The organism is Sporofaciens musculi (assembly GCF_009830285.1).
Classification (GTDB): Bacteria; Bacillota; Clostridia; order Lachnospirales; family Lachnospiraceae; genus Sporofaciens; species Sporofaciens musculi.
Genome location: NZ_WUQX01000001.1, coordinates 33,345 through 48,063 on the forward strand (window position 1 = coordinate 33,345; position 14,719 = coordinate 48,063).

The window sequence follows — 14,719 nt, forward strand, 5'->3', positions numbered from 1 at the left end:
TCAGGGACTTCCTTTTCCCTGCATGATTATTCATTATTTTTTTATAAAAGCGAAGTGTTCGGGAGTGCAAAAATATACTGTCCGGACCTGCCGGCGAACTGTCCAGAAAAGTACGCATTGATGGAATCACAGCATAAATTACTGATATAACTATACCGAATTCCAGATTGTATTTTCCTATGAATAATGCTAAACTTATCTTATAAACAGAGTCTTTTATCTCTGACGGGGAGGATTGATAAAACATGGGTACTGCCAATACACCTTACGATGACGTATTCCGTACCTTACTGAATGACTGTAGCGGCCTGATTATCCCGGTGATTAACGAAGTGTTTGGAGAGAACTACACAGGGAAGGAAGATATTATATTTTCGCCAAATGAGCATTATATAAATCAACAGGATGGCCATGAAGCGGAACGAATTACAGATACCTGCTTTAAAATCATCGGCACGAAAACCAAGAAATATCATCTGGAATGTCAGAGCAGCGCAGACAACAGTATGTTAATCAGATTCTTTGAATATGATACCCAAATCGCGTTGGATGAGGGGGTGATCCAAGGAAATGTGCTACGGGTGACGCTGCCTCATTCTGCCGTATTATATCTGAGAAGCGGCAGCACAACGCCGAATCAGTTAAAGACAGAGATTATCACGCCGGGAGGCAGTATTTCCTATGAGATTCAGGTGATGAAGTCACAGCAGTATACGTTGGGAGAAATATTTAAAAAAGGCTTTTATTCCTGATTCCCTTTTATATTTTTTCACACGAGAGGAGATTTGAAGAATATAACCAGGATGAGTCAAAGCTGGAGAAACTGAAAGGGGAATATGAAGAAATCAGGAGCCGGCTGGAAGATCTGCTGAAAGACCATGAGATCAGCGAATACACGAAATGTACGATTATAGATATGTCGGGTAAGGTATTGGAGCATATCGCAGGAAAATATGAAGCGGTCAGGAGAGGAGTGAAATCGGTTATGGGAGGAAAGGTTCTTGAATATGAGGCAAAGACGATTTTAAGGGAAGGGAGATTAGAGGGGCGTAAAGAAGGAAGATTAGAGATGCTGTTTGATCTTGTTTGCGGTAATCTGTTATCCATTGCAGAAGCAGCCGCCCAGGCTAACCTATCAGAAGAACTGTTTAGAAAGAAAATGCAGGATTACAGCAAGTAAGTATACCCAAAGGGCACACCGTAATGCATACCCTTCGGGTGGGTGGACTTCGTCCAACAATGTACGTTAATATGAGAATACACCCTGCAAAATACCTAATAAAGAGGATTATCATATCGCAAAAGCTATGTATCGTCCCAGGCTTTTCTAAGTCCAGCGATACGTGCCAAATGGAACTGCCGAGAAATAAATAGACCGATGTAGTGGAGGCAGTGATATATACATCATTGTCTCCACTATAAACTTTATCTTAATCTTTTGAAGCAGCTACCCGTAATTGCAGGAATCTGTCCTAGAATCCCTGCAGAGAATATGATCATCAATCCAATCGCAAAAGGAGTTTCTTCTAATACAAGTTCTGTATCCCTGCGCCCTGCCGTAAAATCTCCTGCTTCATTCGCAGAATCTCAAGATCATCCGGCAGAAGTGATAACAACTGCCCCATGACTCCATATGCCTCAGTCCACTGTCCACCATCTATCAACCCGCGCAGAACTTGTTTTACCTGCTCACCAAGCAACATAAATTCCTCCGGTACAGCCTGCTTTGGAGATTGTATTTCTTCCTCTAAATACCGCAGCAACTGTCCAACTGTTCCTGACATCTTCGGATAGATATGAAGGGCATCCTTCAAAAGTGGAAAACTCTCAATAAATTTTCCAGCCTCTATGAGTCTCAAAGCATCCTTGAGAGGTGCAGCAAAGCGATATCTGGTCGGAAGGGCAAAAGCCTCAGGCTTGGCAAGAACCTCCTCCTTGTATAAAAATGATGCATCGGTACAGATGCTTGTACAATATTGCTTCAACAATTCAATTAATTTAACTGGCTCAAACAGTTCCCTTGTTAGAAGCTTCTCCAAAAAACATTGCTCCAGCTTCCTTTCATAGAACGGACGTACCTTCAATAACGGCATAATCTTCTGATAGAATGCCTGCATTTCTGCCCATTCCTTGCGTTCCGTTACCGTTTCCGAATATTCATTCCATGCCTCCGGAGACATGTGGTCAAGCAATGCTTCTAATGAAAACTGATTACGCACAGCAATCTCAAATAACTCCCACTGGAACCCCGGCGGACAGTTGGCTGCACATTCTCTCCATAATTCCTCCGCCTTTTGCTTTCGCTTTTGTTTCTCTGCAAAAAGTACCTTTTGAATACATACGTATGAATTAGACGTCTTTAGATGCTCATACTCTCTCAGAATAGCATCCTTTTGATTTTCAAAGGTATTTTTCCATTCCTCCAACCGTGGATAATGAGGCATCATCTGATTTTCATCCTCCCAGGGCATCCAAGAGAGAATCTGCTTTGCCGTCTGAAAATCTTTATCTTCTGCGGCAAAAAACAGTCCGTCCATATAGACAGGAACCGTTTCTTTCTTGGCGCTGTCTAAAGTCAGCCCCGGCGCTCTTTGCAGTATAGCTTTTTCAGGATGCTTTAGAAGATACAGCAGCTTTTCATGATACAGGCGAACATAACGCAAGCCTTTCCGATATTTCTTCAATTTTAGACATAGGGCCGTAAGCGTTACACTCAGATGAAGGGAGCCTGCCTCCAAAGTTCGTGAATGTTTAAGCATTCGTTCCCCTTCCTCCAACGCAAGTTCCAGATCACCAGTATAAGAAATTAGAAGCGGAAGATTCACTTGTAACCATAGCTCATAATTATAGATTAACTCATCATTTCGTGCTAGTGAAAGCCCCCTCCGGCAGTATTCGACCGCCTTATCATATTCTCCCACACTTCTGTATTCTTGAGAAATCTGCATACAGCATTGAGGTGAATTAGGATTTTCTTCATACATTTCCAAAAGAGGCGGAAGATTCCTGCTAGTCTTAGTAGCTTTTCGTTCATATGTTTCTTTCCTTGCATAACCAAAATGATGCACAAACGCAGTAAGTTTTTTGCATGGCTCGGAAAAGGGAATCAGATTTTCATGAATGGGAAATACGAATTCCGTTTCTGGTGTCAATCGGCACATTCTCCCTACATCTCCATCTGAAAATCGTTCACCCTCAAAGTCCAGATAATTTCGTACAATATAAAAGGCAGACTGGTATCGCCTATATTCACCACTCTTAAAAAACTGAATAATTTCCCTTGTATCCTCAAACCATTCATCGTCATCCAGATACAGGAACCATTCCCCCTTCGCTTCCTTCAATCCGGCATTTCGGGCCTTTGAGAAGTCATCACACCAGGTAAATGGAATGATATGCGTCGTATACTGCTGTATGAGCTCCAACGTTTCTTCATTTTTTCCAGTAAAAACAACAATCAGTTCGCTGTCCAATTCTGTGAGAAGCGGTTTCAAAGATGCAAGACATTTTCCAAGGGTCTCCATTCGGTCTGACACTAACATGGAGATAGAAAGCTGTATATTCATGACCTTGTCCTCCTTATGAATTCTTGACGTATCCAAATCAATTCCAGGTCTTCCGGTATAATGGGAAGAAGTTGGTTCAAAATTTCGGCAGCCTGTTCTGTCTGATTAGCATACAACAGAGTACGCAGCATCTCTTTCATCTGGCTAGCAAGCTGCTGAAGAATTCTGTTCCCCCATGCAATGCCGGATCGCCAAGCCTGCGTACAGTCTGTCGAATTAACTCTGTAATCACTCCCGACATATCTGGATTGATATGAAAAGCGTCTCCAAACAGGCGGACCGCCTCTGGTATCTCCTCTTGCTTTAAGGCTTCTAACGCCGTTAAAGCTATTCTGGCAAAACGATATTCAGCGGGGAGAAATACACTGTTTTCTTTCTTTAACCAATCTTCACGGTAAAGGCCCTTATAGAACTCTGTGATACACATGCAATAATTTTCTAAATCTTCTGTAAGACCATCCCACAGAGGGAAGCCCTTAGATAATTTTTGTTCAAGCCTCTGTTTCTCCAAGCAGAGGCTATGGAGTGGATAGCGAGTCTCTATCTCCTTTACACATACTTGAAGGCGGTCATTTAGAGAAAACGGCAGCACCTTCACCACTTTTCCTACAAGCTCATTCCAGATATCCAGAGCCATCTGTGCCGCTAATGGAATCACACTGACCTGATGATAAATGGCTTCCTTAAGCAGCAGTTGTCGTAAACACTCATTATCCGTATGCATTATGCAATATGTAAACAGGCTTAGACCTTCGTTTTTCTGGCCCTTATTAAAATATGCTAATGCTCTTTGAAACAGCAGATAGACAGGAAGGGACACGCCGGAAGCTTCATTAACATCAAAATAAAGGGATATACCGGAGTCATTCATTATATCCTCCAATATCTGAAGAAGCAGGTCAGTAAAAGGCTCGTTATATGTCTTTCTCCATTTTTCAAAAACTGAATAATACCGCTGCAGGATATCCTCCGTATCCCAGGGAAAGAGCTTCATAAAATATAGCGCATCCGCCCAATCCTGCATTTCCATCGCACAGGCAGCGCAATCCATCCGCGTGTTGTAAAGGCGCTCCGAACTTTTAATATAATGTTCACTAAACTCACCATAGGTTTGCTGCTCCCAGAGCTTCCCGTCTTCATCCATCTTTTTCAGTAACTTCTCAAATTTATGTCCGTACCCTACTGCCTTCCCCGGTTCCTTTTCTTCTGCACACAGATGAATCAGCTGCTGGAAAAGCGTCAGACGAATCAGCTCCGTTGGAGGCTCCTGTGTTAGAAGCATTTCAATCTCTGAGATTGCCGGTATATTACCAGGTTTTTTAGAAATAAGATAAGAAAGATAAGCCTTAAGCCACCCTGTTGAATACAAGTCGCTTGATTCATGGCAGACACTAAGCCCTTTCCGGCAGTATTCCTCTGCTGCTTTCCAATTACCAGCCAGATCGAACTCCTTAGCAAGCTGGATATAGTTTTTCACCTGCTTTGGCTGATTCTCAATGGCTCGCAAAAGCATGGGGATGTTTCGGGAAGTTTTGGAAATATTTCCATTCTCAGTATTCTTCACATAGCCATAATGATGGACACAGGTTTGAAAATATTTACAAGGCGCTATACGCGGGGATAATTCCTCATGGATTGCCCCATAGAAACAACTTCCTGGATACCTTCGGGTCATCCGGAAGGCAGAAAAGTCAGAATACTTTGTCCCGTTCCAGTCCTCATAATTCCGCTGTATATAATGGGCGCAGCAATAGTGCCTGTATTCCCCGCTTAGGAAGAACTGGCAAATTTCTTCCACATCATCAAACCATTCATCATCGTCAAGGTAGAGGAACCACTCCCCCTGTGCGGCTTTTAAGCCGATATTTCTGGCGGCAGAAAAATCATCACACCATTCAAAGGTCATGACCTGAGGCGTATACTTTTGGGCAATTTCCAGAACCTTTTCGTCTGTTCCGGTAAATACAATAATTAATTCACTTGGAATCTTTACGAGGAGCGGTTTTAGGGAATCCAGGCAGCGTTCCAGGGATTCCCTGCGGTTGGAAGAAAGAAGGGAGATGGTAAGTGTGATATCCATAAGAAATATAATCCTCCTGTGGGAAAAAGAAAGCGCCCATCCAATGGACCGGCGCTTTCTATAATCATTAAATTGAAATTACTCTGTAACAACTGAAGAACTCCCTGTGGAACCTGATTAGCCTGAGCAAGCATAGCCTGAGAAGCCTGAACCAGAATGTTGTTCTTAGTGTAAGCCATCATTTCCTTAGCCATATCAACGTCACGAATACGGGACTCAGCAGCGGATAAGTTCTCTGTCTGAACACCTAAGTTGTTGATAGTATGCTCCAGACGATTCTGCAATGCACCGAAGTCGGAACGTAAGGATGATACTGCATCAATTGCATCGTTTATAACGTTAATTGCGGCTGTAGCGCCTGTCTGGGTTGAAATATTAACACCCGTAACACCAGTATTGGTATCGCCGATTCCGGTTGAACTCATCTGCTTCAAGGTAATCTTGATCTGATTGTTTGGAGAAGAAGTTTCACCTGCATGGATAGCAACTGCTTTTGAGGTAAATCCTTTGAACAATGTCGTACCATTGAAGTTAGCCGTATTACTGATTCGGTCAATCTCGTCCTTTAACGCAGTAATTTCCTTCATCTCATTACGGTTTGTGGAAGAATAAGTTCCGTTTGCAGACTGAGTAGCCAACTCAACCATACGATTCAGCATGGAGTGAACTTCTGTCAAAGCGCCTTCTGCTGTCTGTACAAGAGAAACACCATCTTCTGCGTTCTTCTGAGCTGTCTGCAGACCAGTGATCTGAGCACGCATCTTTTCAGAAATAGCAAGTCCGGCAGCGTCATCACCAGCGCGGTTGATTCTATAGCCAGATGACAATTTTTCCAGGTTCTTTGTTAAAGAAGAATTATTGTTAGTTAAATTTCTGTGTGAATTTAAAGCTGTAATATTATGTTGGATTCTCATAGTTTTTCCTCCTTGAATTTGCGTCAGGAAATTCCTTTTTCCTGCATATTTATTAATTTTTTTCTTTATAGAAGTGTTCGGGAGAACAATTAAGTATATCTGCCTAAACCTGCCGGCGAACTGTTTAAAAAGGTACAGATAAGTGGACAAAATCCTTAATCTTCAAAATGAATTAGTTCCCGATATTCTCGAATACGTTTATATAAAGTACTTCGTCCCACGTGACATAACGCCGCGAAATCTTCAGTAGATATGTAATCCATTTCCCATTGTTGATATAGTTCCTGAAAATTATCCGGCATAGGTATTTTGGGTTTTCCAAACCGAATTCCCCTTGCCTTGGCCGCCGCAATGCCTTCTGCCTGCCTTTGGCGAATATTGTTGCGCTCATTTTCTGCAACAAAAGAAAGAAGCTGCAATACAACATCACTGATAAAAGTCCCCAGCAAATCTTTTGTCCGTGTAGTGTCTAACAAGGGCATGTCCAGAATACGGATATCAACCTTTTTTTCTTTTGTAATGACACGCCATTGTTCCATAATCTCCTGATAATTTCGGCCCAATCTGTCTATACTCTTTACAATAATCAGATCTCCTTCCCGGACACGCCGCATCATTCGCACATAAGCAGGTCGTTTGAAATTCTTCCCACTCTGTTTATCGATGTAAATATCTTTTGTGTCCATCCCCGCATCAAGGAGAGCAATCATTTGCCGTTCAATATTTTGTTCCTGCGTAGAGACTCGGATATAACCGTATACCTTATTGTTCATTTCATACCTCCTACATTGAATTTACCTGATTTTGAGTATACATAAAAATATCCTGATTGCATAATCTTTCTTGATATACATCCATGAATCTTCACATGTTCCCAGAGGTATGGCAGTTGAATTCTTGATTGTTAAACGTTATAATAGAAAAAACGAATGGGGAGGATGAAAATGACTACAATAGGACTTGTTATGATTGTAAGAAATGAAAGCCGCAGTTTGGAAAAATGTTTATCATTGGCAGAAAAGCTCGTAGATGGAATCTACATTACAGACACCGGCTCAACTGACAATACAATAAAAATTGCTCAGGAATACAATGCACATATTTCAGAATTTGAATGGTGCAATGATTTTTCGGCCGCCAGAAATTTTGCTCTTGAACAATCCCCTTGCGACTGGAATCTAATTCTGGATGCTGATGAATATCTGGTTTCGGGAAAAAGAGCAGATATCCAGCGATTTGTAGACTCCGGCAGACATGTGGGTGCAATTGAGAGGCACGACAGCTATAGAGAAGCTAACGGAGAAATTAGCCAAAGCTGTGTATTCACAACCCGGCTGGTTCCCAAAGGAACTTTTTATGAGGGGAAAGTACACGAACAGATTATAAGCGATCTTCCAATTGCTCCTCTTAATCTGGTTTTTGACCATGACGGCTATCTCCAAGGCGGTAAAGGGAAACGGAATCTGGAGATTCTTTTAGAAGAACTGGATAGCAATCCTAATGACTCCTATCTTCTGTACCAGGTTTCACGGACATTATGGCTTATGAAAGAATTTGCAAGGGCAGACGGTTACTTTGAAAGATTCTATCAGCTTGTGCCTGACTCCGGAACAGGTTACCGTTCAAGCGGCGTGATATCGTATATCTATAATCTATTAGAGCTTAAAAATATGAGAAGGGTTTTCAGCTTATAGCCGCTGAAAAACAAAGCTTGGGCGCCTATGCAGACTTTCATTTCGCATGCGGAGCTTTCTATACTCAGGCCATTTTCGCAGATATACAGCATTATATTGGATATCTTCCGGAAATAGAGCAATCCTACCGAAGATGTCTGGAAATTGGGGAGGTGCCGGAGCACGAGGGTGTGTTTGGAAACGGTTCATTTAAAGCCGCATATAATCTGGGCGTCTGGTTTGAGGTGAACGGCAAGGCCAAAGAAGCCTCGGCTTACTATAAAATGGCGGCAGAAAAGGGCTATCAGCCCGCCAAAGAGCGATTGAAAAAAATTATTTTAAAAAATTGAGAAAAAGACTTAAGATATCTCAAAAACATACGATAATATAGGTGTCAAGAAGTTTTCGGTGCAGTCCAAATAAGTGTACTTTTCTGGACAGTTCGCCGGCAGGTCCGGACAGTATATTTTTTGCACTCCCGAACACTTCGCTTTTATAAAATAATGAATAATCATGCAGGGAAAAGGACGTCCCTGACCAATTTCAAGGAGGAAAAACTATGAGAATCCAACATAATATTACAGCTTTAAATTCACACAGAAATTTAACTAACAATAATTCTTCTTTAACAAAGAACCTGGAGAAGTTGTCATCTGGTTACAGAATCAACCGCGCTGGTGACGACGCTGCCGGACTTGCTATTTCCGAGAAGATGCGTGCTCAGATCACTGGTCTGCAGACAGCTCAGAAGAACTCCGAAGACGGTGTTTCTCTTGTACAGACGGCTGAAGGCGCTTTGACAGAGGTTCACTCCATGCTGAATCGTATGGTTGAGCTGGCTACTCAGTCTGCTAACGGAACTTATTCTTCTACGAACCGTACTGAGATGCAGAAGGAAGTTAAAGCATTAAAGGCAGAAATTGATAGAATCAGTAAGACAGCTAACTTTAACGGGACAACATTATTTACAGGTACTACAACAAGTGTGGTTATCCATGCTGGTGAGACATCATCTCCAAATAATCAGATTACTATTACTTTGAAGACGATGAACACAACTACGATGGGAGATAATACGGTGGGTGTTAGCACTGTAAACATTGGGACTCAAGCACAGGCTACAGCTTCGATCGATACAATTAATAAGGCTATTGATGCCGTATCTTCTATGCGTTCCGACTTCGGTGCATTACAGAACCGTTTAGAGCACACCATCAACAACTTAGGTGTTCAGACAGAGAACTTATCCGCTGCTGAGTCTCGTATCCGTGACGTTGACATGGCTAAGGAAATGATGGCTTACACTAAGAACAACATTCTGGTTCAGGCTTCTCAGGCTATGCTTGCTCAGGCTAACCAGGTTCCACAGGGAGTTCTTCAGTTGTTACAGTAATTTAGTAACACTATATCAGATTTTCAATTTAATGATTACAGAAAGCGCCGGTCCATTGGATGGGCGCTTTTTTTCCACAGGAGGATTATATATCTTATGGATATCATACTTACTATCTCCCTCCTTGCTTCCAACCGCAGGGAATCTCTGGAACGCTGTCTGGATTCCTTAAAACCACTCCTTGTGAAGATTCCAAGTGAATTAATTATTGTATTTACCGGAACAGACAAAAAGGTTCTGGAAATTGCCCAAAAGTATACTCCTCAGATTATAACCTTTGAATGGTGCAATGATTTCTCTGCCGCCAGAAATATCGGTTTAGAGGCTGCGCAGGGGAGTGGTTCCTGTACATTGATGACGACGAATGGTTTGATGATGTGGAACAGATCTGCCAGTTCTTCCTAAGCGGTGAGCATAAGCATTACCACAGCGCCCACTATATCCAGCGAAATTATCAGGATTGGTTTGGAACAAAATATTCTGACTTTTCCGCCTTCCGCATGGTACGCAGAATTCCTGAAGCCTGTTTTAGAGGGGCCATACACGAAGAATTAACTCCCCGCAGAGAGCCATGTAAATATTTCCATACTTATGTCCATCATTACGGATATGCAGGAAATGGCGAAAACAGGGAGGGACAAAAAACAGCCAGGAATATACCCCTGCTCTTGAAAGCTATACAGAACAATCCAGGGCATGTCAAGAATTACATGCAGACCACTAAGGAGTTTGACCTGGCAGGGGACTGGAAAAAGGCGGAGGAATACTGCCAAAAGGGGCGTGCTGTATGCCGGAAGTTTGGTGATACATTTTCAGAGGGGTGGCTTCAGGCTTATCTGTCCGGCTTGTTGTGCAAAAAGTCTGAAAAAGGAGAAGCGATTCTGGAGATAGAGTCTATGCTTAAGGCGGAGCATCCCAAGGAGTTGATTTCCCTTGTTTTATACCAGCAGTTGGTTCATCTGTGTGCAAATGGAGACGAACCAGAGAAAGCTGTCTGGTACGGCCGTAGATTTGAAGAACTGCTGGATTACATGGAGGAAAATCCCTGCCTCTGGGTACAGCAAGGTTATGGTGAGTTTTGCGAAGATTATATTAAAGCCCCCGACCACCTCTATGGATTAAGAATGGATTGTTCTGCCTCTGGGCTAAAGTTGAAGGACCAGAATACGGCGTTATTTTTTTTGAAACGGCTGCCCTGGGAACAAGGGGATATCCTATGCCGCTATTATCCGCAGTTTGAGCGCTGGAAAGAGAACTACGCTTCTTCTTTTTGGGAAATATTTTCTAAGCTTTGGTCACACGAGTATATCTGTTCAGATACGGCTGGTTCCCAAGCAGCTAGACTGCAGAAAAGCAGAGAAGCAGACAATTCGCTCAAAGATGGACGTCCTGTTTCGGTTTATCTGCTATTCCAAAAAGCGCTGTATCTGATGGAAAATGATAAGCCCACAGAAGGAAAGGAGTTGTTTTCCCATTGTCTGGGTCATCCAGATTCATATGATACATATCTAAGGCAGTTATTCTTAAAAGAAGCCATTGGTCACCAGATAAATATGTCACTGTTGGCAAAGCAGATGGATTTAGCGGCATGGGACCGTTGCACGGACAAAGTCATACAGGAATTACCGTATACATTAAACAGCCGGATTCAGGCGTGTGAATTACATCTGGGAAAAGAATATCCGCTTTACAGCCTGTGTCTAAAAAAATATCGGTTAGAGCAGAAGTTATTTAAGGGCTTCCCTCTCTGGGAAGAACTGATACAAACACTAGAAGATTACTGTCTGTGCATTATGGAGTTTTACAAAGGCTTATACCGTGAGGAGATGTTTGAAGGGAAAAATATTTCCTGTCTGCCAAAGGAATGCCGTTTTGCAGCCACCGTTCTGGAAGCATTAGAGAAATTAGAGCAAATGCAGATGCCGGAGGCTGTTCGTCTGTTGAGTGATGCAATCCATGTCAAGACGGACATGTGGGGAGTGGTTACAGAGTTGTTCCGCCAGGCCGCCCGTCGGATGGATGACCCTGCCCTGCAGGCAGGAGACGAGTTCCTTAACCTTGCTGGCCAGATGAAGGAGACGCTTTATACTCTATTGGATGCAGGCCAGACGGCACAGGCTTCCCAGATTCTTAAGCAGGTCCTTCCGCTGATACCGGAGGAACTGGAATTAATCTGGATAGGCCAGGAATTAATAAGGAGGAGAAAGCTATGAATATACAGCTTACGATTTCCATGCTGGTATCGGACCGGATTGAGACCCTTGGGAAATGTCTTGCTTCGCTGAAACCACTTCTTAGGGAGCTGGACAGTGAATTGATTGTTGTCTTTACCGGTAAAAATGAAGAAACGCTGGAGCTTGTACGCCAGTATACGTCCCACATTATTCCCTTTACCTGGTGTGATGATTTTGCCAAAGCTCGAAATGCAGGGCTGAAGGAAGGGCGGGGAGAATGGTTTCTGTATATTGACGACGATGAGTGGTTTGAAGATACAACAGAAATTATCCAGTTTTTTAAGAGTGGGGAATATCGGCAGTATCAGTCTGCCTTTTATGTTGCACGAAATTATTTAGATTTTCAGGGGAAGCGTTATTCCGATGGAGGCGTGGGAAGGATGTGCCGTCTGACGCCGGAAACGGAGTTTGTGTTTCCAATCCATGAGAATCTCGTCCCACTTGGGGAGCCTTGCAAACATCTGTCAACATTTGTACATCATTACGGTTATGCAAGGAAGGAGTGTTTTGATGAGAAGGACACGAGGACCAGCCGTAACCTGCCTTTGCTTTTGGAAATGTACGAGAAAGACCCAGATTCTCCTCGATGCTGTATGCAGATTGCCCAGGAATACCGGAGTGTGAGCGAGTTTGGTCCAGCGGTTGAATACTGCAGGAGGGGGCTTGGGCTTGCCAGGAAGGAAAAACAGATTTATAACTATGAGCTATGGTTACAGGTCCATCTTCCATTATTGATTTTTTATACGGGTGATTTAAGGCTTGCCTTGGAGGAGGGGGAGCGTATCCTTAAGCATCCGCGGACACTGGAATCCGCCGCCCTTCATCTAAGTGTGACACTTGTGGCGGTATGCCGTGGGCTGAAAGAATATAAGAAGGGGCTGAAATACGTCAATCTCTATCATGAGAAGTTTTGTTATCTTCTGGAGCATAAGGAAAAGGCTGTGCTGCAGAGCGCTGCAGGGATTACGTTTGATATGGCCGCGAAGGAAATGATTCCGGTCTATATGGACGGGTTGTTTTTTTCGTTAGAAGCAGAAGATTTCCAGATAGCAGGCCGGATTCTTTCCTGGCTTCCCTGGGAGGACAGGGAACAGCTCCTTCCTTATTATCCTCGGTTGGAGGAATGGAAAAAGAAGTATCAGGGGAAAAAGACAGCAATCTTGGAAGCGTATGCCAAGATGGATACAGAAAATCCTTATGTGCGTATACAGAAAGCACTTTATGCTGAGGGCCAGGGACATTTAAAAGAAACGGAAGAATTATGGAAAAACTGTACAAAGGACTGTCCGCCTGGTTTCCAGTGGGAATTGATAGAGATTGCCGTACGGAATCAATTTTTGCTGGAACCCATGTTGAAGCAAATGACACCGGAAGCCTGGAACGAGTATGCAAAGGCTGTGACGGACCATAAGAAATGGGTGGAAATGCAGCAGTTTTATCCGAAGATTATGCCTTTATTGGATGGATTCCCTTTTTATAGAAGGAGATTGGAACAGTGTTACCTTGAGAAGCTAATGACAAGGGAATTGTTGGAGGAAGTCAGACTAAGGGGCTTTTTGAAGGACTACTGTGAAAGCGTACTGGCTGATGCACAGGCAGTATATAAAGGGGAGGCTTTAGAGGCTCCAGAGACTTATGCCCTTCCGACCAGATACCGTTTCGCTTCAGCTCTCATAAATGCATTGAACCTTATAGATGCAGGGAAACTAATTGAGAGTTTTCCGTTTTTAAAGGAGTCCCTTAAAATCTATCCCAAGATGTCCGGAGCAGTTGGGCAGTTGCTTCGTTACTTGGAGGAAGAAATACAATCTCCGAAACAAGTCATAACAGAAGAATTTATGTTACTTGGAGAGCAAGTCAAACAAATCCTGCGTGGTCTAATAAATGGAGGACAATGGGACGAGGCTTATGGAGTCATGGAACAACTGCTGTCACTACTTCCAGATGACCTTGAAGTTTTGCAGATGAAACAGGAGATATTGCGGCAAGGGGCTAAAGCATAATGCGATAGCCCCTTGTTATTAATTATGCATGCAAATCTACAATATTTTCCGCCGCATCCAACTGGTCAAAACTAATCTGCTGATATCCTTTTAGATTTATCGCAGAATTCATTGGTTTCACAGAATCTAAAGTATAATTATAAATCACATGTGAATCCCATTTTATCCCTGAAAAATCCTTTTCAGTCTTATATGTATAAGGCGACAGTTGGTTACCCGTGTAATCCGCATATCGCTGTTCAGCGATATGCGCCTGCTTCATTAAATCTTCCTTTGCTTTGGCAAGCCGCTGTAATGCATCTTCTGTGCTTTGCGCGCCTTTTAAGCCTTGAAGGATATTTTCAGTATTGTCATGCAAATCAGTTAGTTGCTTCTTCGCTCCTCCTCCCCAAAAGCTTCCCCATACAGCTTAGAGGCATTATCAATGCGAAAATGGGAAATACCTATAACGGAACTCATCTGCCATGACATATCCGCATATTGATTTTTCATCCATTTCGACAAAGTTTCTGATTTGACATCATCTCCTTGAGATACGGCTTTGTCATATTCTGATTGCATATATTTGATCTGTTCTTCCATACAGGTCAGGTTATCTACCGCATTCCCAACTGCATTATAATAACGGTCCATCTCACTTGCGACTTTTATAGGGACTTCTGTTTCTCTGATAAAAGACATGAGAGGCCCATTACTCTTGCGGGTAAGCTCTGACATCTTTTGATGTAATTCCTGTTTCCATTCCCTTTCCTGAGAAACAGGTTTTTTGATAAAGCTGTTAAAAAATGAATGAAACGTATTTTTTCTAGCCGACTGCGTAAAAAGTAATCCTTGTGTGTTAATTTTCATAAGACAC

Annotated in this window: 13 protein-coding genes and 1 pseudogene; 8 read left to right on the forward strand and 6 right to left on the reverse strand. The window is 42.8% G+C overall.

What is annotated here, in order from left to right; translation table 11 throughout:
- The first annotated feature begins 245 nt into the window (after positions 1-245).
- Both GN277_RS00195 and GN277_RS00200 read left to right on the forward strand, forming a co-directional pair.
- The gene (locus GN277_RS00195; protein ID WP_159748850.1) at positions 246-752 is read left to right on the forward strand and encodes a hypothetical protein; all 507 of its coding nucleotides are present in this window, start codon (positions 246-248) and stop codon (positions 750-752) included.
- Between the two features lie 164 nt (positions 753-916).
- Entirely contained in the window at positions 917-1,180 is a 264-nt protein-coding gene (locus GN277_RS00200) for a hypothetical protein (protein WP_159748852.1), read from the forward strand.
- 346 nt (positions 1,181-1,526) lie between these two features.
- Here the strand turns inward: GN277_RS00200 and GN277_RS00205 are convergent, their stop codons facing one another.
- The 4 genes and pseudogenes from GN277_RS00205 to GN277_RS00220 all read right to left on the reverse strand — a co-directional run bounded on the left by GN277_RS00205 (position 1,527) and on the right by GN277_RS00220 (position 7,333).
- Positions 1,527-3,566, reverse strand: coding sequence for a tetratricopeptide repeat-containing glycosyltransferase (locus GN277_RS00205; protein ID WP_159748854.1), 2,040 nt, complete (start codon positions 3,564-3,566; stop codon positions 1,527-1,529).
- Between the two features lie 136 nt (positions 3,567-3,702).
- Positions 3,703-5,646, reverse strand: coding sequence for a glycosyltransferase (locus GN277_RS00210; RefSeq protein ID WP_159748856.1), 1,944 nt, complete (start codon positions 5,644-5,646; stop codon positions 3,703-3,705).
- 83 nt (positions 5,647-5,729) lie between these two features.
- A pseudogene (locus tag GN277_RS00215) lies at positions 5,730-6,560 on the reverse strand (flagellin N-terminal helical domain-containing protein); the annotation flags it as partial.
- A 155-nt stretch (positions 6,561-6,715) separates the two neighbouring features.
- Complete coding sequence (locus tag GN277_RS00220; RefSeq protein WP_159748860.1) at positions 6,716-7,333, reverse strand: recombinase family protein; 618 nt, start codon at positions 7,331-7,333, stop codon at positions 6,716-6,718.
- A gap of 171 nt (positions 7,334-7,504) precedes the next feature.
- Here GN277_RS00220 and GN277_RS00225 point away from each other — a divergent pair, with 171 nt between their 5' ends.
- From GN277_RS00225 to GN277_RS00245, 6 genes are all read left to right on the forward strand, one after another.
- Positions 7,505-8,254, forward strand: a complete 750-nt coding sequence (locus tag GN277_RS00225; protein WP_244324529.1) for a glycosyltransferase family 2 protein — start codon at positions 7,505-7,507, stop codon at positions 8,252-8,254.
- A gap of 17 nt (positions 8,255-8,271) precedes the next feature.
- The gene (locus GN277_RS29675; protein WP_244324530.1) at positions 8,272-8,583 is read left to right on the forward strand and encodes a hypothetical protein; all 312 of its coding nucleotides are present in this window, start codon (positions 8,272-8,274) and stop codon (positions 8,581-8,583) included.
- 209 nt (positions 8,584-8,792) lie between these two features.
- Positions 8,793-9,626 (forward strand): flagellin N-terminal helical domain-containing protein, encoded by an 834-nt coding sequence (locus GN277_RS00230; protein WP_159748862.1) that lies wholly within the window; start codon positions 8,793-8,795, stop codon positions 9,624-9,626.
- Between the two features lie 96 nt (positions 9,627-9,722).
- The gene (locus GN277_RS00235; RefSeq protein WP_159748864.1) at positions 9,723-10,031 is read left to right on the forward strand and encodes a glycosyltransferase; all 309 of its coding nucleotides are present in this window, start codon (positions 9,723-9,725) and stop codon (positions 10,029-10,031) included.
- Positions 10,004-11,839, forward strand: coding sequence for a hypothetical protein (locus GN277_RS00240; RefSeq protein ID WP_159748866.1), 1,836 nt, complete (start codon positions 10,004-10,006; stop codon positions 11,837-11,839). Before GN277_RS00235 ends, GN277_RS00240 begins: the two co-directional genes overlap by 28 nt.
- Positions 11,836-13,863 (forward strand): glycosyltransferase, encoded by a 2,028-nt coding sequence (locus GN277_RS00245; RefSeq protein ID WP_159748868.1) that lies wholly within the window; start codon positions 11,836-11,838, stop codon positions 13,861-13,863. The genes GN277_RS00240 and GN277_RS00245 overlap by 4 nt, the downstream gene beginning before the upstream one ends.
- Before the next feature lie 22 nt (positions 13,864-13,885).
- On the opposite strand, the gene GN277_RS00250 is transcribed toward GN277_RS00245, so the two are convergent.
- Together GN277_RS00250 and GN277_RS00255 are read right to left on the reverse strand one after the other, a co-directional pair.
- The gene (locus tag GN277_RS00250) at positions 13,886-14,221 is read right to left on the reverse strand and encodes a hypothetical protein (protein WP_159748870.1); all 336 of its coding nucleotides are present in this window, start codon (positions 14,219-14,221) and stop codon (positions 13,886-13,888) included.
- Between the two features lie 5 nt (positions 14,222-14,226).
- Positions 14,227-14,712, reverse strand: coding sequence for a hypothetical protein (locus GN277_RS00255; RefSeq protein WP_159748872.1), 486 nt, complete (start codon positions 14,710-14,712; stop codon positions 14,227-14,229).
- Positions 14,713-14,719 lie beyond the last annotated feature (7 nt).